The sequence below is a fragment of the Bradyrhizobium iriomotense genome, assembly GCF_018129405.1.
Classification (GTDB): domain Bacteria; phylum Pseudomonadota; class Alphaproteobacteria; order Rhizobiales; family Xanthobacteraceae; genus Bradyrhizobium; species Bradyrhizobium iriomotense_B.
In genome coordinates, this window is record NZ_JAFCLP010000009.1 from 72,770 (window position 1) to 90,531 (window position 17,762).

General features: G+C 65.4%; 18 protein-coding genes. 11 read left to right on the forward strand and 7 right to left on the reverse strand.

Going from position 1 to position 17,762, the window contains the following annotated elements; genetic code table 11:
- Positions 1-28: 28 nt before the first annotated feature.
- The gene (locus JQ592_RS20000; RefSeq protein WP_183243029.1) at positions 29-352 is read left to right on the forward strand and encodes an antibiotic biosynthesis monooxygenase family protein; all 324 of its coding nucleotides are present in this window, start codon (positions 29-31) and stop codon (positions 350-352) included.
- Positions 353-365: 13 nt separating this feature from the next.
- Here the strand turns inward: JQ592_RS20000 and JQ592_RS20005 are convergent, their stop codons facing one another.
- The 6 genes from JQ592_RS20005 to JQ592_RS20030 form a co-directional block, all read right to left on the reverse strand.
- Positions 366-1,307, reverse strand: coding sequence for an aldo/keto reductase (locus tag JQ592_RS20005; RefSeq protein ID WP_211404512.1), 942 nt, complete (start codon positions 1,305-1,307; stop codon positions 366-368).
- Between the two features lie 253 nt (positions 1,308-1,560).
- On the reverse strand, positions 1,561-2,016 hold the full coding sequence (locus JQ592_RS20010; protein WP_211404513.1) for a GNAT family N-acetyltransferase: 456 nt from the start codon (positions 2,014-2,016) through the stop codon (positions 1,561-1,563).
- Between the two features lie 168 nt (positions 2,017-2,184).
- On the reverse strand, positions 2,185-2,991 hold the full coding sequence (locus JQ592_RS20015; protein WP_211404514.1) for a PAS-domain containing protein: 807 nt from the start codon (positions 2,989-2,991) through the stop codon (positions 2,185-2,187).
- A 128-nt stretch (positions 2,992-3,119) separates the two neighbouring features.
- Positions 3,120-3,278: a hypothetical protein gene (locus JQ592_RS20020; RefSeq protein ID WP_211404515.1), complete on the reverse strand. Its 159-nt coding sequence runs from the start codon at positions 3,276-3,278 to the stop codon at positions 3,120-3,122.
- Between the two features lie 72 nt (positions 3,279-3,350).
- Positions 3,351-3,527 carry a hypothetical protein gene (locus tag JQ592_RS20025; protein WP_211404516.1) on the reverse strand — a complete coding sequence of 59 codons (177 nt, stop codon included), beginning with the start codon at positions 3,525-3,527 and terminating at the stop codon, positions 3,351-3,353.
- A 159-nt stretch (positions 3,528-3,686) separates the two neighbouring features.
- A complete protein-coding gene (locus JQ592_RS20030; RefSeq protein WP_211404517.1) occupies positions 3,687-4,337 on the reverse strand; it encodes a glutathione S-transferase family protein in 651 nt (216 codons plus the stop codon).
- A gap of 550 nt (positions 4,338-4,887) precedes the next feature.
- Here JQ592_RS20030 and JQ592_RS20035 point away from each other — a divergent pair.
- From JQ592_RS20035 to JQ592_RS20065, 7 genes are all read left to right on the forward strand, one after another.
- A complete protein-coding gene (locus JQ592_RS20035) occupies positions 4,888-6,090 on the forward strand; it encodes a pyridoxal phosphate-dependent aminotransferase (protein ID WP_211404518.1) in 1,203 nt (400 codons plus the stop codon).
- Positions 6,091-6,261: 171 nt separating this feature from the next.
- Positions 6,262-6,744: a DUF992 domain-containing protein gene (locus tag JQ592_RS20040; protein ID WP_211404519.1), complete on the forward strand. Its 483-nt coding sequence runs from the start codon at positions 6,262-6,264 to the stop codon at positions 6,742-6,744.
- A 155-nt stretch (positions 6,745-6,899) separates the two neighbouring features.
- The gene (locus tag JQ592_RS20045; protein WP_211404520.1) at positions 6,900-8,948 is read left to right on the forward strand and encodes an elongation factor G; all 2,049 of its coding nucleotides are present in this window, start codon (positions 6,900-6,902) and stop codon (positions 8,946-8,948) included.
- Between the two features lie 324 nt (positions 8,949-9,272).
- Positions 9,273-9,545 (forward strand): helix-turn-helix domain-containing protein, encoded by a 273-nt coding sequence (locus JQ592_RS20050; RefSeq protein WP_183243048.1) that lies wholly within the window; start codon positions 9,273-9,275, stop codon positions 9,543-9,545.
- Between the two features lie 107 nt (positions 9,546-9,652).
- Positions 9,653-11,395, forward strand: coding sequence for a SulP family inorganic anion transporter (locus tag JQ592_RS20055; RefSeq protein WP_211404521.1), 1,743 nt, complete (start codon positions 9,653-9,655; stop codon positions 11,393-11,395).
- Between the two features lie 128 nt (positions 11,396-11,523).
- Positions 11,524-12,357: a shikimate dehydrogenase gene (locus JQ592_RS20060; RefSeq protein WP_211404522.1), complete on the forward strand. Its 834-nt coding sequence runs from the start codon at positions 11,524-11,526 to the stop codon at positions 12,355-12,357.
- 66 nt (positions 12,358-12,423) lie between these two features.
- Positions 12,424-13,050 carry a hypothetical protein gene (locus tag JQ592_RS20065; RefSeq protein ID WP_211404523.1) on the forward strand — a complete coding sequence of 209 codons (627 nt, stop codon included), beginning with the start codon at positions 12,424-12,426 and terminating at the stop codon, positions 13,048-13,050.
- Positions 13,051-13,288: 238 nt separating this feature from the next.
- On the opposite strand, the gene JQ592_RS20070 is transcribed toward JQ592_RS20065, so the two are convergent.
- On the reverse strand, positions 13,289-14,425 hold the full coding sequence (locus JQ592_RS20070) for an alpha-hydroxy acid oxidase (protein ID WP_211404524.1): 1,137 nt from the start codon (positions 14,423-14,425) through the stop codon (positions 13,289-13,291).
- Positions 14,426-14,530: 105 nt separating this feature from the next.
- Between JQ592_RS20070 and JQ592_RS20075 the strand changes: the two genes are divergently transcribed.
- From JQ592_RS20075 to JQ592_RS20085, 3 genes are all read left to right on the forward strand, one after another.
- Positions 14,531-14,698: a hypothetical protein gene (locus JQ592_RS20075; protein WP_211404525.1), complete on the forward strand. Its 168-nt coding sequence runs from the start codon at positions 14,531-14,533 to the stop codon at positions 14,696-14,698.
- A gap of 222 nt (positions 14,699-14,920) precedes the next feature.
- Positions 14,921-16,264: a phosphoglucosamine mutase gene (glmM, locus tag JQ592_RS20080; protein WP_211404526.1), complete on the forward strand. Its 1,344-nt coding sequence runs from the start codon at positions 14,921-14,923 to the stop codon at positions 16,262-16,264.
- 540 nt (positions 16,265-16,804) lie between these two features.
- Positions 16,805-17,641: an outer membrane protein gene (locus JQ592_RS20085; RefSeq protein ID WP_211404527.1), complete on the forward strand. Its 837-nt coding sequence runs from the start codon at positions 16,805-16,807 to the stop codon at positions 17,639-17,641.
- Positions 17,642-17,762 lie beyond the last annotated feature (121 nt).

Below are 17,762 nucleotides of genomic sequence, written 5' to 3' on the forward strand. Positions count from 1 at the left end.
ATCGGCGGAGCACCAGGAGACACCACCCATGTACATCGCCATGAACCGCTTCCGCGTCGCCAAGGGCTCCGAGTCTGCCTTCGAGCAGGTCTGGCTCAGCCGCGACACGCATCTGGACAAGGTGCCGGGCTTTGTCGAATTCCATCTGCTGCGCGGGCCGGAAGCCGAGGACCACACGCTCTACGCCTCGCACACGGTGTGGGCGAACCATGCCGCGTTCGAGGCCTGGACCAAGTCGGAGGCGTTTCGTGCCGCGCATCACCGGGCGGGCGACAACAAGCCGCTTTATCTCGGCCATCCCCAGTTCGAGGGCTTTGAGGTGATGCAGACGGTGGGACGCGGCGCGAAGTAGCGCGCAGCAAAAATCAGCCCAGCGTGATCCTGTCGATCTCCGCCATCTCGTCCGCGCTGAGCTTCCAGGCGATCGCGTTGACGTTCTCCTCGATCTGCTCGACGCGGGTCGCGCCCGCGATCACGCTCGACACCTGCGAGCGCGCGGCGAGCCAGGAGAAGGCGAGCTCCAGCATCGAATGGCCGCGCCCTTTCGCAAAGGTCTGGAGCTTCTCGACGATGTCCTCGTTGCGCGGCGTGACGTAGCGGTCGCGCAGCCGCGGCACCTTGCCGAAGCGGGTGTCGGCCGGCGCGGCCTCGCCCTTCCTGTATTTGCCGGTCAGGAGGCCGCTTGCCAGCGGGAAGAACGGTAACAGGCCGAGCCTGTATTCCGTTGCGGCCGGCAGCAGGTCCTTCTCGATGTCGCGCACGAGCAGGGAATATTCGTCCTGGCAGGAGACGAAGCGGCTGACATTCATCGCGCGTGCGACGTATTCCGCTTCGGCAATGCGCCAGGCCGGAAAGTTCGAATTGCCGATGTAGCGCACCTTGCCCTGGCGGACGAGATCGTCGAGTGCACGCAGGCTCTCTTCGATCGGCGTCAGCGGGTCGTAGTCGTGCTGCTGGTAGAGATCGATGTAATCGGTCTTCAGCCGCTTCAGGCTCGCTTCCACGGCCTCCATGATGTAGCGGCGCGAGGCGCCCTGCTTGGTGCCATCCTCGGCCATCGGCTTGGCATATTTCGTCGCCAGCACGATGTCCTTGCGGCGGTCGCCCAGCACGGCGCCGAGCACGGTCTCCGAGCCGCCCATGTTCGAATAGATGTCGGCGGTGTCGAACAGCGTGATGCCGAGGTCGAGCGCGCGATGGATGACCTTGCGCGAGGTCTCGAGGTCGGTGCGCTGGCCGAAATTGTTGCAGCCGAGCCCGACCGCGGACACGCGAAGGCCGGAGGCGCCGAGATTGCGAATTTCCATGAAAGATCCTGTCGGAGATGAGCGGCGGGCATTCTGACCACCGTGCGCCGCAGCAGCAAGCTGCTCGCCGCGCTGCTGCCATGCCGGCAGCGCGCACAAAAAAGTGCGGCCCCTGTCAGACGCGGCGACTGACGGGGACCGCTTTGGGGCGCTTGATCGGTGACGGGGGGCCTGATCAGACGCAGGTGCAGCGTAGTCCCGCTATGTTACGCGCCGGTGACAGGCCAAGTTATCCACAGGCTGTGCGCGTGGATCAGAACAGCTTGCGATAGACGATGAAGCCGGACCGCTCGGCGACCTTGTCGTACAGGCTCTGCGCGGTGACGTTGGTCTCGTGCGTCTGCCAGTAGACCCGCGGCGAACCCGCCAGCTTCGCCCGCTCGTAGACGCCGTAGATCAGCGCCGAGGCGACACCCTTGCCGCGCGCCGCCTCAAGCGTGAACAGGTCCTGCAGATAGCAGGACGGCTCGATCGCGGTGGTGCTGCGATGAAACAGATAGTGCGTCAGCCCAAGCAGCTTGCCGTCGCTTTCGGCGACCAACGCATGCACCGGCTCATAGGCATCGAAGAAGCGCTGCCACGTCATCCGCGTGATCTCGCCCGCAAGCGCGGTCGGGCCGGAGCGGCCGTAGAAGGCGTTGTAGCCGTCCCACAGCGGCAGCCACTGATCGTAGTCCTGCCTCGTGACGGAGCGAATGGTGAGCGACATGTGAGAATTCCGCGATCGATGAGGCGTCCTTCATACGTGATGAAGGGCACGCCGATCAATCGCGTCGAGATGAAGATTGGTTGAATCGGTGCCGGCTCAGAATTCGGTTCACCTCTTCCCGCTGGGGAGAGGTGAACCTCAGGCAACCAGCAGAGCTTTCAACATGCTCTATTCCGCGACGCGCAGATATCGGATCAGCTTGCGGTTCTGGGGATCGCGCAGCGAGCGGTAGTAGTCGGCACGCGCCGGCGCGTCGGTGTGGCGCACGAGGTCGGTGACCGGCGTGTAGCTCAGCATGCGCCCGCCGTCGGGCAGCGCGGCGCAGACGAAGCGCAGCACCTCGCCATTGCGCAATTTGATGTTGATCGGCGTTGCATCGCCGATCCGCACCATCTCCATGCGCTGCGCGATGAAGGTGCCGAGCTCGTCCTCGGGCAGCTCGAACGCGCCGGTGTCGCGGCTGTGATACATCAGCGCGATGAAGGGCGGCTTGCCGTCGGCGATGTCGTCCGGTACCGCAAAATAATCGCGGAAGGCGCGGTTGATGAATTCGGCCCGCGTCTCGGTATCGAGCAGCACGATGCCGATATCGACCTGATCGAGCGCGGCCGACAGCCGCGCGGCGGTGGCGTGACTCTGGCGCTCGGTGGCGAAGGCGGCGAGCAGCCGCTCGCGCATCAGGCCGGTGATGCCTGCGGTGCCGAAGGCTGTCACTGCGAGCAGGCCGACCAGATCTGCGCTGGCATGGAGGGGCACGGCGCGATGGCCGGCGAAGAACAGCGCCGCGCCGGCGACAGCGAAGGCCGCACTGGTCATGGCGGAGGCGAAACCCGCCAGCGCGCCGGCAAGCGCGACGATGCAGACGAACAGTGGCGCAGGCGAGGGAATGTGAACGGACCGATCGAGCAGGATCGCCAGCAGCGTGATCGCTACCGTCAGCATCGGACCGCAGATCGCACGCCATCCGGACCGCATGGCCTGTCTCGTTCCTCCCTGAACGAGGGAACGCCGCAACATTGACCGATTGTTGCGCCGGCGCGGTGAGGAATCGTGCGGAGTGCTTAAGGCCGGCTTGCGCCGGCGCGCCAAGCTTTCGGATGATTTTAGACCAAATGCGAATGCCTGAGGCGCTGCTGCAACGCCGGCGCATTCAGCGTCGAGCTGCCCGAGTTCTTGCGCATGCCGGTGAAAATCAACAGCGACGCCGCGACCAGGATGGCCGCGGTCAGGGTAATTGCAACGACTACCACAGGTGATTTCATGGACGTCCTGTCGCGATGCCGGTCAGCGCGGGGCGCGCGGCACCTTGAAGGCAGGTCCAGGATGAAACGGGATCAGACCGGCAGGCCCATCGCCATGGTCGCCTTGGTCGACAGCACTGTCAGGGTGACGATCAGGCATAGCGAGAGCGCGGCGACGGCAAGCGAGGCCGCGACCGCATTGGTCAGCCGGGTAGACGAAACGGTAGCGGGTTGGCCCTGAAAGCCTGCCGTGCCGGACGCCCGAATCATGGTCTAAATCCTTCAACGTGCGAGCGAATCACCCGCGACTTTCCACAATTTCCCAATTTCAACCGGCAACATTGCGGCGGCTGTCGCGCTGAAAATGGCCAGATTGCGGCAAATGTTACCTTTATGCCCGCTATTCCCCAGGGCAGGGGACGGGCGCCGTCAGGCGCCCGCTGCGATACTGGCGGGGTCGTCGATGTCGGCCGGGCGCCAGTCCATCGACACGAAGCCGGGGGCGGCCTCCACGCGCTTGAGCCAGTCCCGGATCGCCGGGAAGGCCTGGAGGTCGAAGTCGCAGCGATCGGCGAGGTGGGTGTAGCCGTAGAGCGCGATGTCGGCGACCGTGAGCTGGCGGGCGGCGAAATAGGAATTGGTCTTGAGGTGGTTCTCCATCACCTGGAGCGCGCCATAGCCGCGCTCCATCCAGTCCTCCAGCGAATGGGTCTGCAGGTCGCGGCCACCTTTGACCAGCGACAGCCAGAAATAGGCGGCGCCGATATTCGGCTCGAGCGCGTGCTGCTCGAAGAACATCCATTGCAGCGCCTCGGCGCGGTCGATGCGGTTCTCCGGCGCGAGCGGCGTGCCGACGGCGACGTACCAGAGGATGGCATTGGACTCGGCGAGATAGCGGTCCCCGTCGACCTCGAGCAGCGGCACCTGGCCCGACGGGTTCTTGGACAGGAAGTCCGGCGTGCGGCTTTCGCCGCGCAGAATGTCCACCTCGACCGCTTCGTAAGGTACGTTCAACAGCGCCAGCGCAAGGCGGACCTTGTAGCTGTTGCCCGAGCGTTGCATCGAATAGAGCTTGTACATTCTGAAAGTTCTGAACCTGGGACGGGGAAGCGCGGCGCATCCTGCCCACGCGCCGCGGCTAAACAATGATGCCGATGCGAATCCGCCGCAAGAGCCGGCCAATAGAAAAACTCGAAAACCCTACCGCACTGCAATGCCGCGGAAGATCATTTCCGCGCGACGCTGCAAATCAGATCACGCTTGCGTCAACGCGTGGACGCGTTGCGCCGTGCATCGTGTGAGACGTCGAGCCGCCGTGATCGAGCCGGGTGTCGACGCGCTCGGTTGAAGGCTCCGGGCATCCTCGGAAACGTCAGCATCGTGGTCGGTTCTCGGCGCCCGCGCGGCCTGAAATTGCTCCGAGGACAAGCCTTGCCGGATATGAGGGGTTTGAGCGGCAAAGTTGCGGGAAATTGCGGGAAAACGCCGCTTGAACCGCTCCAAATCATAAACTTTTTCGGGATCGGGCCAAAGTTTCTTGCGGTGCAGCGGCACACGTTTTAGGGTGGCTGCATTCCCACAATCAGAGTCGTGAGGCCAAAGGGTTCACGACGCTTGTCAGGAGATGACGATGTCCTTCCTTGCCGCTGCGCTCGACCGTGTGAAGCCGTCCGCGACCATCGCGGTCACGGATAAAGCACGCGCGCTGAAAGCGGCGGGCCGCAACGTCATCGGCCTCGGCGCCGGTGAGCCCGACTTCGACACGCCCGCCAACATCAAGCTCGCGGCGATCCGCGCCATCGAGGCCGGCAAGACCAAGTACACCGCGGTCGACGGCATCCCCGAGCTGAAGGAAGCCATCATCGCGAAGTTTCAGCGCGAGAACGGCGTCGTCTACAAGCCGAACCAGGTCATCGTCGGCACCGGCGGCAAGCAGGTGCTCTACAACGCGCTGATGGCGACCATCAATCCGGGCGACGAGGTGATCATCCCCGCGCCCTATTGGGTCAGCTATCCTGAAATGGTGGCGCTCGCCGGCGGCGAGCCGGTGCCGGTGGTCTGCACCGCCGCGACCGGATTCAAGCTCGGGGCCGAGGCGCTCGAGCGCGCGATCACGCCGAAGACCAAATGGGTCATCCTGTGCTCGCCGTCGAACCCGACCGGCGCGGCCTACACCAAGGCCGAGCTCAAGGCGCTCACCGACGTGCTGGTCAAGCATCCGCATGTCTGGGTGATGACCGACGACATGTACGAGCACCTCGTCTATGACGACTTCCAGTTCACCACGGTCGCGCAGGTCGAGCCCAGCCTCTACGACCGCACACTCACGGTGAACGGCGTGTCGAAGGCCTATTGCATGACCGGCTGGCGCATCGGTTATGCCGGCGGCCCCGCCCAGCTCGTCAAGGCGATGTCGACCATCCAGTCGCAGTCGACCTCGAACCCGTGCTCGATCGCGCAGTGGGCTTCGGTGGAGGCACTGAACGGTCCGCAGGACTTCATCCCCGCCAACAACAAGGTGTTCAAGGAGCGCCGCGACCTCGTCGTCTCCATGCTCAACCAGGCGAACGGCATCGAGTGCCCGCGTCCCGAGGGTGCGTTCTACGTCTATCCGTCCTGCGCCGGCACGATCGGCAAGAAGGCGCCGTCGGGCAACGTGATCAGCAACGACGAGCAGTTCGTCACCGAGCTCTTGGAGACCGAAGGCGTCGCCGTGGTGCAGGGTTCGGCCTTCGGCCTCGGCCCGGCCTTCCGTATCTCCTACGCGACCAAGACCTCGGACCTCGAAGACGCCTGCAAGCGCATCCAGCGCTTCTGCGGCAATCTTCGCTGAGCCTGTCGCGACAGTGCAAATTGGAAAGGCCCGCTTCGTGCGGGCCTTTTTTTGTTTGCACGCTTATCGTCGCGTCCGATCTGGCACCACCACGTCTCTTGTGGCATAGACCATCGCGCAGCGTGCGGGGCGCCTTCTCTGCTCGCATCACACTCATCGCCGGAGACATTCATGCGCCGTTCGTTCATCTTCGCCGGGCTCGCCGCGGCCAGCCTCGTTGCCTCCGTCGCTGGCAGCAGCGCGCAGCAGCAGCGGATGGTGCGGGTCGGCGTGCTCGAATGCCGCGGCGGCGCCAGCGTCGGCTTCATCGTGGGATCGGTGACCAATCTCGGCTGCGTGCTGCGCGCCGACGGCTTGCCTGAAGACCGCTATGTCGCGACGATCCGGAAAGTGGGCCTCGACATCGGCATCACCCAGGAGACCACGCTCGCTTGGGGCGTGTTCGCGCCGGTCGACCGGCTCGGCCCCGGCGATCTCTCCGGCAATTACGCGGGCGCGCAGGGCAGCGCCTCGGTCGGCGTCGGTATCGGCGGCAACGCGCTGGTCGGTGGCTCCAACAACTCGATCGCGCTCCAGCCGCTCAGCGTGCAGGGCCAGGTCGGCCTCAACGTCGCCGCCGGTCTCGAAAGCCTGGAACTCCGTCCGGGCCGTTAACACTTTTGCGTGTGATCGCGCCGCGCGAAGCGGCGCGATTTTACGGACGACGCACCGCAGCGACGTTTGATGCTTGCCAAATCTGAGGGACGGGCAGACCATCTGCGTTTGCCGACCCAATCATGGGCCGAGCTCCACACAAAGGAGGCGGCGAAATGGGACAAGACGTCAGAAGTCCCCGAGGTCCACGGTGCATCGCGCTGGTGGGCCCTTTCCAAAGCGGTAAAACCACCCTTCTTGAAGCAATATTGGCGCGAACGGGCGCAATCCCGCGCGCCGGCAGCGTCGACGCCGGAACTTCCGTCGGCGACGCCACCCCGGAGGCCCGTCATCACAAGATGACCGTCGGCCTCACTGCCGCCACCACGAGTTTCATGGGCGACAGCTACACCTTCCTGGATTGTCCCGGTTCCGTCGAGTTCGCCCACGACATGCGCGCCGCGCTGCCTGCGGTCGATGCCGCAATCGTGGTCTGCGAGGCCGACGAGAAGAAGCTGCCGCAACTTCAGATCATCCTGCGCGAGCTGGAGGAACTGAAGATCCCGCGTTTCCTGTTTCTCAACAAGATCGACCGCGCCAATCAGCGCATCCGCGAGACCCTCGCGATGCTGCAGCCCGCCTCGCGCGTGCCGCTGGTGCTGCGCCAGATCCCGATCTGGAAGGGCGAGCTGATCGAGGGCTTCGTCGATCTCGCGCTGGAGCGCGCCTTCATCTATCGCGAGCACAAGGCCTCCGAGGTGATCGCCCTCGAAGGCGGCGATCTCGACCGCGAGAAGGAGGCCCGCTTCTCGATGCTGGAGAAGCTCGCCGACCACGACGACGCGCTGATGGAGCAGCTGCTGGAGGACATCCAGCCGCCCCGCGATGCCGTGTTCGACGATCTCGCCCGCGAACTGCGCGAAGGGCTGATCTGCCCGGTGCTGATCGGTGCGGCCGCGCGCGAAAACGGCGTGCTGCGCCTGATGAAGGCGCTGCGTCACGAGGCCCCCGGCGTCGCCGAGACCGCAAAACGTCTCGGTGCGCCCGAGAGCAAGGACGCGCTCGGCTACGTCTTCAAGACGCTGCATTCGCAGCACGGCGGCAAGCTGTCGCTGACGCGGCTCGTCGCCGGCCATCTCGACGACGGCGCCACGCTGCAATCCTCCTCCGGCGGCGCGGGGCGCATCTCCGGCATCCTCGCCGTCAACGGCGCTTACGACACCAAGCGTGCCTCGGCGGAAGGCGGCGACACCGTGGCGCTCGCCAAGCTCGATCCGGTCAAGACCGGCGACATGGTCTCGAGCGGCAAGACGCAGCCGGCGGCGCTGGGCGCCGCGGAGCCGACCTCGGCCGTGCTCGCGATCTCGGTCGCGGCCACCGACCGCAAGGACGACGTCAAGCTCGGGCAGGCGCTGATGCGGCTGCATGAGGAGGATCCTTCGCTCCTGATCGTGCAGAATCCCAAGACCCACGACACCGTGCTGTGGGGCCAGGGCGAGATGCACCTGCGCGTCGCCAGCGAGCGCTTGCGCGACCGCTTCGGCGTCAAGGTCACCTCCCATCCGCCCGCGATCGGCTATCAGGAGACCATCCGCAAGCCGATCACCCAGCGCGGCCGGCACAAGAAGCAGTCCGGCGGTCACGGCCAGTTCGGCGACGTCGTGCTCGACATCAAGCCGCTGCCGCGCGGCGACGGCTTCAAGTTCGCCGAGAAGGTGGTCGGCGGCGCGGTGCCGCGCAACTACATCCCGGCGGTCGAGGAAGGCGTCGTCGACGGGCTGACGCGCGGCCCGCTCGGCTTCCCCGTCACCGACGTGCAGGTGACGCTGACCGACGGCTCCTATCACAGCGTCGATAGCTCCGATCTCGCCTTCCGCACGGCGGCGCGGGTCGGGCTCAATGAAGGCCTGCCGCAATGCCAGCCGGTGCTGCTGGAGCCGATCCACGTGGTCGAGATCGTCTGTCCGACCGATGCCACCGCCAAGATCAACGCGATCCTGTCGGCGCGGCGCGGCCAGATCCTCGGCTTCGACACCCGCGACGGCTGGAGCGGCTGGGACTGCGTCCGCGCCATGATGCCGGAAGCCGAGATCGGCGAACTCATCGTCGAGTTGCGCTCGGCCACCGCCGGCGCCGGCAGCTTCACCCGTCAGTTCGACCACATGGCCGAAGTCACGGGCCGCGCCGCCGACCAGATCATCGCCGCGCATCAGCACGCAGCGTGAGTCTGTCTCTCGCGCAGTGAGGAACGCTCGCCTCTCTCACTCCCTCTCTCCGCTCTTCGCGGGGAGAGGGAGGGGTGAGGGGTTGTTTCCACGCGTGCGGTGAACGTTGGACTCTCGCGCTCTCCTTCCCACCGTCATTGCAAGTGCAGCGAAGCAATCCAGACTGTCTCCGAGGAGGCGGTCTGGATTGCTTCGTCGCAAGGGCTCCTCGCAATGCCGGAGGAGACAGACAGTCAGTCTCTTGCATTCGCCCCTAAATGATGTATTTTACATCATTGTATATGCTCGATCTATCACTTATAACACCTGACACGTGAGGCCAAGGTGATCACCTCGTTCCAGATGCGGGCAGCCCGCGCGCTGCTCGGCATCGACCAGAAAACCCTGGCCGAGCTCGCCGGCGTGTCGTTGCCGACCATCCAGCGGATGGAGGCCTCGACCGGCAATGTGCGCGGCGTGGTCGAGACCTTGATGAGGGTGGTCGAGGCGTTCGACCGGGCCGGCGTCGAGCTGATCGGCGAGCAGGCGCGCAGCGACAGCGGCGGGCGCGGGGTTCGGCTGAAGCAGCCGGGGCCGCCGCGTCGGGTGGGGGCGTGATCTCAGGATGATCATGCCGGGAGCAGTTTGAACCAACGCACCGTCGCGCCGACACACACGGCCGCACGATGCATTGGAGCGTTGTGGGCAGCGGAGCACTTCGGGGCATGAGCATCACAAGCGATCACGCAAGCCGGCTGCATCAATTGCGTCGGCCGACCTTTGCCGAATTGTATCTGCCGAAGCTCGTCACCGTCTGGCGCGAGGGCTATGACCTCTCGGATTTTCGCGCCGACGTCTTCGCCGGCCTCACGGTGGCGATCGTCGCGCTGCCGCTGTCGATGGCGATCGCGATCGCCTCGGGTGTGACGCCGGACCGCGGCCTCTACACCGCCGTCGTCGGCGGCTTCATCGCCTCCCTGCTCGGCGGCAGCCGGTTCCAGATCGGCGGGCCTGCCGGTGCCTTCATCGTCTTGGTCGCAGCGACCGCGGAGCGGCACGGCGTCGACGGCGCGATCCTCGCCACCATGATGGCGGGCCTGTTCCTGATCGCCGCAGGGCTCTTGCGGGTCGGCACCTATATCAAGTTCATTCCCTATCCGGTGACAGTCGGCTTCACCGCCGGCATCGCGGTGATCATCTTCGCGAGCCAGCTCCGCGATCTCTCGGGCATCACGCTCGCGGGGAAAGAGCCCAGCGAGTTCGTCCCGAAGCTCGCCGCGCTCGCGAGCGGCCTGCACACCGTCAATCCGTCGGCGGTTGTCGTCGCGCTCGTCAGCATTGCGATCATCGCGGCCTTGCGGGTCTGGCGGCCGTCCTGGCCCGGCATCCTGATCGCGGTCGTGTTCGCGGCCGTCATATGTGCGGTGTTCTCGCTGCCGGTCGAGACCGTCGGATCGCGCTTCGGCGGCATTCCGCGCGAATTGCCGTCGCCGGCGCTTCCCTCATTCTCGCTTGAGAAGGCGAAGGCGGTGCTGCCGGATGCGATTGCCTTCGCGCTGCTCGCCGCCATCGAATCTCTGCTGTCGGCGGTGGTGGCCGACGGCATGACCGGACGCCGTCACCGCTCCAATTGCGAGCTGGTGGCGCAAGGCGCGGCCAATATCGGCTCGGCGCTGTTCGGCGGCATCTGCGTCACCGGCCTGATCGCGCGCACCGCCACCAACATCCGCGCCGGCGCGCGCGGGCCGCTGGCGGGCATGCTGCATTCGGTCTTCCTGCTGCTGTTCATGCTGATCGCAGCCCCGCTCGCCAGCTACATCCCGCTTGCCGCGCTCGCCGCCGTGCTCGTGGTGGTCGCCTGGACCATGGCGGAGAAGCAGGAGTTCGCCACGCTCGTGCGCTCCTCCTGGGGCGACGCCGTGGTGCTGCTCGCAACCTTCCTGCTCACGATCTTCCGCGACCTCACCGAAGGCATTTTGGTCGGCTTCGCGCTCGGTGCGGTGCTGTTCATCCATCGCATGGCGGAGATCACGGGCATCGAGGAACGCACCCCGCTGGTCGCCGCCGACCGCCCCGACGACGGCAACGGCGATCGCGTGCCCTATGATCCCGCCCTCGCCGTCGATCGCGACGTGCTGGTCTATCGCATTACCGGCGCGTTCTTCTTCGGCGCCGCCTCGGTGATCGGCGGCGTGCTCGACGGCATCGCCGACAAGCGCAAGGCCTTCGTGGTCGATTTCGCCGCGGTGCCGTTCCTGGACTCGACGGCGGCGAACGTGCTCGGGCGCGTCGCCGCCAAGGCCCATCGCCAGGGCATCCGCCTGTTCATCACCGGGGCTTCGCCCGCGGTCCGCCGCGCGCTGCTCACCCATGGCGTGACGCCGCCGCGCGCGCGCTATCGCACGAGCCTCGAGCGCGCCGTCGCCGACATCAAGAGCCGAGCGGCCGACGAGCCTGCGGCGGGCTGACGGCGCGCACGCGCCGGGCGATTTGATCGGCGCCTGCTGCTGCGTCGCGATGCGGCCCCCGCGCGCTTGACAGCGCCCGCGGGACGCGAAATGGATCGTCACGGAAACGACCTAAGGGAAGGACGACCGTGACCAAGGCTCCCGCCGCCTGTCTGATCGGATGGCCGGCCGCGCATTCGCGCTCGCCGCTGATCCATCATTACTGGCTGCGTACGCTCGGCATTGAAGGTGGCTACGTCATCGAGGCGGTTCCGCCCGATGATCTCAGAGACTTCGTGCTGCGGCTCTCGCTGCGCGGGTTCGTGGGCGCCAACGTCACCATTCCGCACAAGGAGGCCGTCCTCGCGTTGTCCTCGCCCGACGCGCGGGCGAAGGCAGTGGGCGCCGCCAACACGCTGTGGTTCGAAGACGGCGAGTTGCGTTCGACCAACACCGACGTCGAGGGTTTTCTCGGCAATCTCGATGCCAGCGCGCCCGGCTGGGACAAGACGGAAGAGGCGCTGGTGCTAGGGGCGGGCGGCTCCTCCCGCGCGGTCGTGTTCGGCCTGCGCGAGCGCGGCATCAAGCGTATCCATCTCGCCAATCGCACCATCGCGCGGGCCGAGACTCTCGCAAGACAGTTCGGTCCAAACGTGCATCCTGTTGCGTGGGACGCGATCGGCGACGTGCTGCCGCGCGCAAAACTTCTCGTGAACACGACCTCGCTCGGCATGCACGGCCAGCCGTCACTCGATGTCGACGTCGCGCGCCTGCCGCAAGAGGCCGTCGTCGCCGATCTCGTCTATGTTCCCCTGGTGACGCCGCTGCTGGCCGCAGCGCAGGCGCGCGGCCTGAAGACCGCCGACGGGCTCGGCATGCTGCTGCACCAGGCGGTGCGCGGTTTCGAGCTGTGGTTCGGCCGGCGGCCGCAGGTCACGGCCGAGCTGCGCGCGCTGGTCGAGGCCGATCTCACAAAGACTTGAGAGGGGTAACGGCGAATAGCACACCACCTCCGGAGTTCTACCCCCGTGGGACAATCGGAGACCGTCATGACTATTCAACGTACAACCTTGATACGCCCGCTCGTCGCCGTCGCGATGGTAGCCGTCTCGACGCTCGCGGCTGTCGCGCAGAAGGCGCCGGTGCCGACGCGGGTGCGCGGCACCATCGAAAGCGTCAGCGGCGACACCATGCAGGTCAAGTCGCGCAGCGGCGAGGACGTCAAGCTGCACATCGCCCCTGACGTCAGCGTGTCAGGAATTACAAAAATTTCACTCGCCGACATCAAGGTCGGCTCCTTCGTCGGCGCCACCACCGTGCCGGGACCGGATGGCGGCCAGAACGCGGTCGAGGTCCACGTGTTTCCCGAGAGCATGCGCGGCACCGGCGAGGGCTCGCGGCCCTATGACCTCAAGCCCAATTCGAGCATGACCAACGCCACGGTGTCGGAGAGCGTGGTCGGCAATGACGGCCATACGTTGCTGGTCAAGTACAAGGACGGTGAGAAGAAGGTTTTCGTCGCCGACAACACGCCGGTGGTGACCTTCGTGCCCGGCGACAAATCCGAGCTGAAGGCCGGCGCAAAAGTCGTCGCCTTCATGAAGCAGCTGCCGGACGGCTCGTTCGAGACCAACCGCGTCAGCGTCGGCCGCGACGGCCTGACGCCGCCGATGTGAGGATGTGAAGGCGCGGCTATGGCGCGCAGCCGCCGCCACAAATTCCGCTGTCGTCCCGGACAAGCGCCAGCGCAGATCCGGGAACCATAACCACAAGACGAAGTTTGGTGCGAAGCAGGTCACTCCGAGTCCCCGTAGCCACGTCCGCCTGTGGCTATGGGTCCCGGATCTGCGCGCGCTTGAGGCGCGCTTGTCCGGGACGACGGCTGTTATTGCAGCTGTATCCCGGCAAACTCCTTCACACCGCAATCACGTGATCGTTGATCTCGTCGATCCGGTTGACGCCGCACAGGCCCATGGTGGTGAGCAGCTCCTTCTGGATGATCTCGATCGCCTTGGCGACGCCGGCCTGGCCGCCGGCACCGAGGCCGTAGGCATAGGCGCGGCCGATCATGCAGGACTTTGCGCCGAGCGCGAGCGCGCGCATCACGTCCTGGCCGGAGCGGATGCCGCCGTCGAACATGATCTCCATCTTGTCGCCGACCGCGTCCGCGATCTCCGGCAGCACCTCGATCGAGGACGGCGCGCCGTCGAGCTGCCGGCCGCCATGGTTGGAGACCACGAGGGCCTGCGCGCCGGTCTTGGCGGCTTCCTCGGCGTCCTCGACGTCCAGAATGCCCTTGATGACGAGCTTGCCCGGCCAGATGCTGCGGACCCACTCGACGTCCTTCCAGTTCAAGGACGTGTCGAACTGCGAGGCCGTCCACTCGGCGAGGCGGTTGAGATCCTCGGTGTTCTTCACGTGGCCGGCGATGTTGCCGAAGGTTCGGCGCTTGCCCTGCAGCACGCCGGAGACCCAGGCCGGCTTGCTGGCGAAATCCAGCAGCTTCGACAGCGACCATTCGGGGGGCACCGTCATGCCGTTCTTGATGTCGGCATGGCGCTGGCCGATCACCTGGAGGTCGACCGTAAGGACGAGTGCGCTGCACTTGGCGGCGATGGCGCGCTGGATCAGGTCCTTGATGAAGCCGCGGTCCTTCATCACGTAGAGCTGGAACCAGAACGGCTTCTCGACATTGGCGGCGATGTCCTCGATCGAGCAGATCGACATGGTCGATTGCGTGAACGGGATACCGGCGGCCTGCGCGGCGCGGCAGGCGTAGATTTCGCCGTCGCCATGCTGCATGCCGAGCAGGCCGACGGGGGCGAGGATCAGCGGCATGGCCGACGGCTCGCCGAGGATCATGGTCGAGGTGTCGCGCTTGGAGACGTCGACCAGGATGCGCTGGCGGAACTTGATCGCCTGCATGTCCTCGCGGTTGGCGCGTAGCGTTTCCTCGGCATAGGAGCCGCGGTCGCAATAGTCGAAGAACGCCTTCGGCACGCGGCGCTTATGCAGCGCGCGAAGATCGTCGATACAGGTGATGTGCTTCATGAACGTTTCCCGGCCCGTCTTGTACGCAAGAGTCTTGCATCGGAAGATCGAGGGGTCATCTAGCATGGTTGGATGCACAGCCAAATCGTTTGAGAGGAGGGCGCCATGACGAGGCCGCACGCAAGACCTTCGCCGAAGGAGATCAAGGAGAAGCAGGACCTCGACGACGCGCTGGAAGAGGGACTGGAAGAGACCTTTCCGGGCTCCGATCCCGTCAACGTCACTCAGCCGGCGCCGAGCCGCGACGACGGCCATGTGAAGCGCTCGGGCTAGGGCAGGTTCCGCCCGCTTTCCGCTGGTCACGTCGGAACTATAATGTTAACAATGCGTTACCGGGACGGCGGCGAGCTTGGTTCCGTAATGATTCATCATATTTTTTGAAGCCAAGTTAGCCGCGATGGCTTTATAAGGCCTCAGCAAATCAGGGATGCGGGGCCTGTTTGGGCACCCCGTGGTTGTAGAGGGGAGTCCCTGGTTGTTGCTTGGGGGACGATTATGAGTCGCAAATATTTCGGGACGGACGGGATCCGGGGCCGCGCCAACGGACTGATCACGCCGGAGCTCGCGCTCAAGGTCGGCCAGGCCGCAGGCCTCGCATTTCAGCGCGGTGACCACCGCCACCGGGTCGTGATCGGCAAGGACACCCGCCTGTCCGGCTACATGATCGAATACGCGATGGTCGCAGGCTTCACCTCGGTCGGCATGGACGTGCTGCTGGTCGGCCCGATGCCGACGCCGGCGGTCGCGATGCTGACCAAGTCGATGCGCGCCGATCTCGGCGTGATGATCTCGGCCTCGCACAATCTGTTCGAGGACAACGGCATCAAGCTGTTCGGGCCGCAGGGCTTCAAGCTCTCCGACGACGTCGAGCGGCAGATCGAGCAGTTGCTCGACGAATCCCTCGACAAGCGTCTCGCACAGAGCGCGAGCCTCGGCCGTGCCCGCCGTATCGACGGCGTGCATGACCGCTACATTGAATTCGCCAAGCGCACGCTGCCGCGCGACCTCTCGCTCGAGGGCCTGCGCGTCGTCATCGATTGCGCCAACGGCGCCGCCTACAAGGTGGTGCCCGAAGCGCTGTGGGAGCTGGGCGCTGACGTCGTGCCGATCGGCGTCGAGCCCGACGGCTTCAACATCAACAAGGATTGCGGCTCGACCTCGCCGGAGGCGCTGTCGAAGAAGGTGCGCGAGATGCGCGCCGACATCGGCATTGCGCTGGACGGCGACGCCGATCGCGTCATCCTGGTCGACGAGCGTGGTCATGTCGTCGACGGCGACCAGCTGCTCGCGGTGATCGCGCAGAGCTGGAAGGAAGACGGACGTCTCTCGCGTCCCGGCATCGTCGCCACCGTGATGTCCAATCTCGGTCTCGAGCGCTTCCTCAAGGGGCAGGGGATCGATCTCGTGCGCACGCCGGTCGGCGACCGCTACGTGCTCGAGCAGATGCTGAACGGCGGCTACAATCTCGGCGGCGAGCAGTCCGGCCACATCATCCTGTCCGACTACGCCACCACCGGCGACGGTTTCGTCGCTGCCCTGCAGGTGCTGGCCGTGGTGCAGAAGCTGCGCCGCCCGGTGTCGGAAGTCTGCCACCGCTTCGATCCGCTGCCGCAGATCCTCAAGAACGTCCGCCACAAGGGCGGCAAGCCGCTCGATGATTCCGACGTCAAGTCGGCGATCTCCGACGGCGAGAAGCGCCTCAACGGCCACGGTCGCCTCCTGATCCGCTCCTCCGGCACCGAGCCCGTGATCCGCGTCATGGGCGAAGGCGAGGACCGTATTCTCGTCGAGGACGTCGTAGACACTATTGTTTCTGCGCTGGGGCAGGCTGCGGCGTAAGGTCTTTCAAGCACGAGCGGGGTGGGGTGATCTCACCCCACGGGCAGTATCGTAGGGTGGGCAAAGCGGCAGCGTGCCCACGCTTCTGGCGCCGTATCGGAAAGATGGTGGGCACGGCGCAAGTGCGCCTTTGCCCACCCTACGATTCTGGACCAGGCGGCGCGAGCTCTTCCTTCTCCTCTTGCGGGAGTGCTCGGCAAGCTCGCCGACCACACCTCGATCGAGTTCGTCTACCCGGTCTGCGCCTATCTGCCGGCGATCGGGCTGCTCGCGGTGTTCCTGCCCAAGCTGCCGCGCCACGCGCGTTAACAGTTTCTGTTTTGCTGCGTTGCGGCTTCATACATCGTTAGCAATTGGGCTCCGCACAACGCTTGCATTTTTGCAACGCTCCCGCCGCATCCGCGTGTGGGTAGAGAAAAAATCAACCTTAAAAATTAGGGTTAAGTGGCGCTTAAACATTTGCTGCCATCGTCCGGGTCGTGAGTTTCCAGAACGTGGGGCGTCTGCATTTTTGCCTCACCGGCCATAAGGACGAAGCCAATGCGTAGCGTTAAGTCTCTCCTTGCCGCGGGTGCGGCAACCCTGATCTCGTCGGTGGCATTCGCCGCCGATATGCCGATCGCGGCGCCCCCTCCCATGTACGCGCCGCCGGCTCCGCCCGCTGACTTCGGCGGCTGGTATCTCCGTGGCGACATCGGCATGACCAACCAGAGCGCCAAGCGCATCGACAGCGCGACCGCTCAGACTTTCCCGACCACGACGACCGGTCTCGGCTTCGACTCCTCGCCGCTGTTCGACCTCGGCGTCGGCTATCGCTTCAACAACTGGTTCCGCGCCGACGTGATCGGCCAGTATCGCGGCAAGGCCAATCTGCACGGTTCGCAAAGCGTCCTTCTCGGTCCGGCCGACGTCGAAGCCAACAACTACACCGGCAGCAAGTCCGAGTGGGTCGTGATGGCCAACGCCTATGTCGACCTCGGCACCTGGTGGTGCATCACCCCGTTCATCGGCGCCGGTGTCGGCGGCTCCTACAACAAGCTCAGCGGTTTCCAGGATAACGGCGTCCGCTACACCGCCGGCGCGCTGTCCAACAGCGTCACCTATTTCGGCGACAACGGGAAGTGGAACTTCGCCTGGGCCGCCCACGCCGGTCTGGCCTACAAGGTCAACCCCGGCTTCACCGTCGAACTCGCCTACAGCTATATGGATCTCGGCGACGCTGCCCCCGGCAACTTCCGCGCATTCGACGGCAGCATCTCCGGCACTTCGACGATCAAGGTCAAGGACATCACCTCGCACGACGTCAAGCTCGGCGTGCGCTGGGATCTCAACAGCCCGCCGGCCTATGTGCCGCCGCCGCTCGTCACCAAGGGCTGATCATCAGCCTCATCGCTTAAGACATCTTAACGGCGCGGGATCATCCCGCGCCGTTTTGCTTTGCGGATTTTTCATGGCCCGACGGCGGCGAAATCGCCGGACGCAACCATTGGTTAAGGTT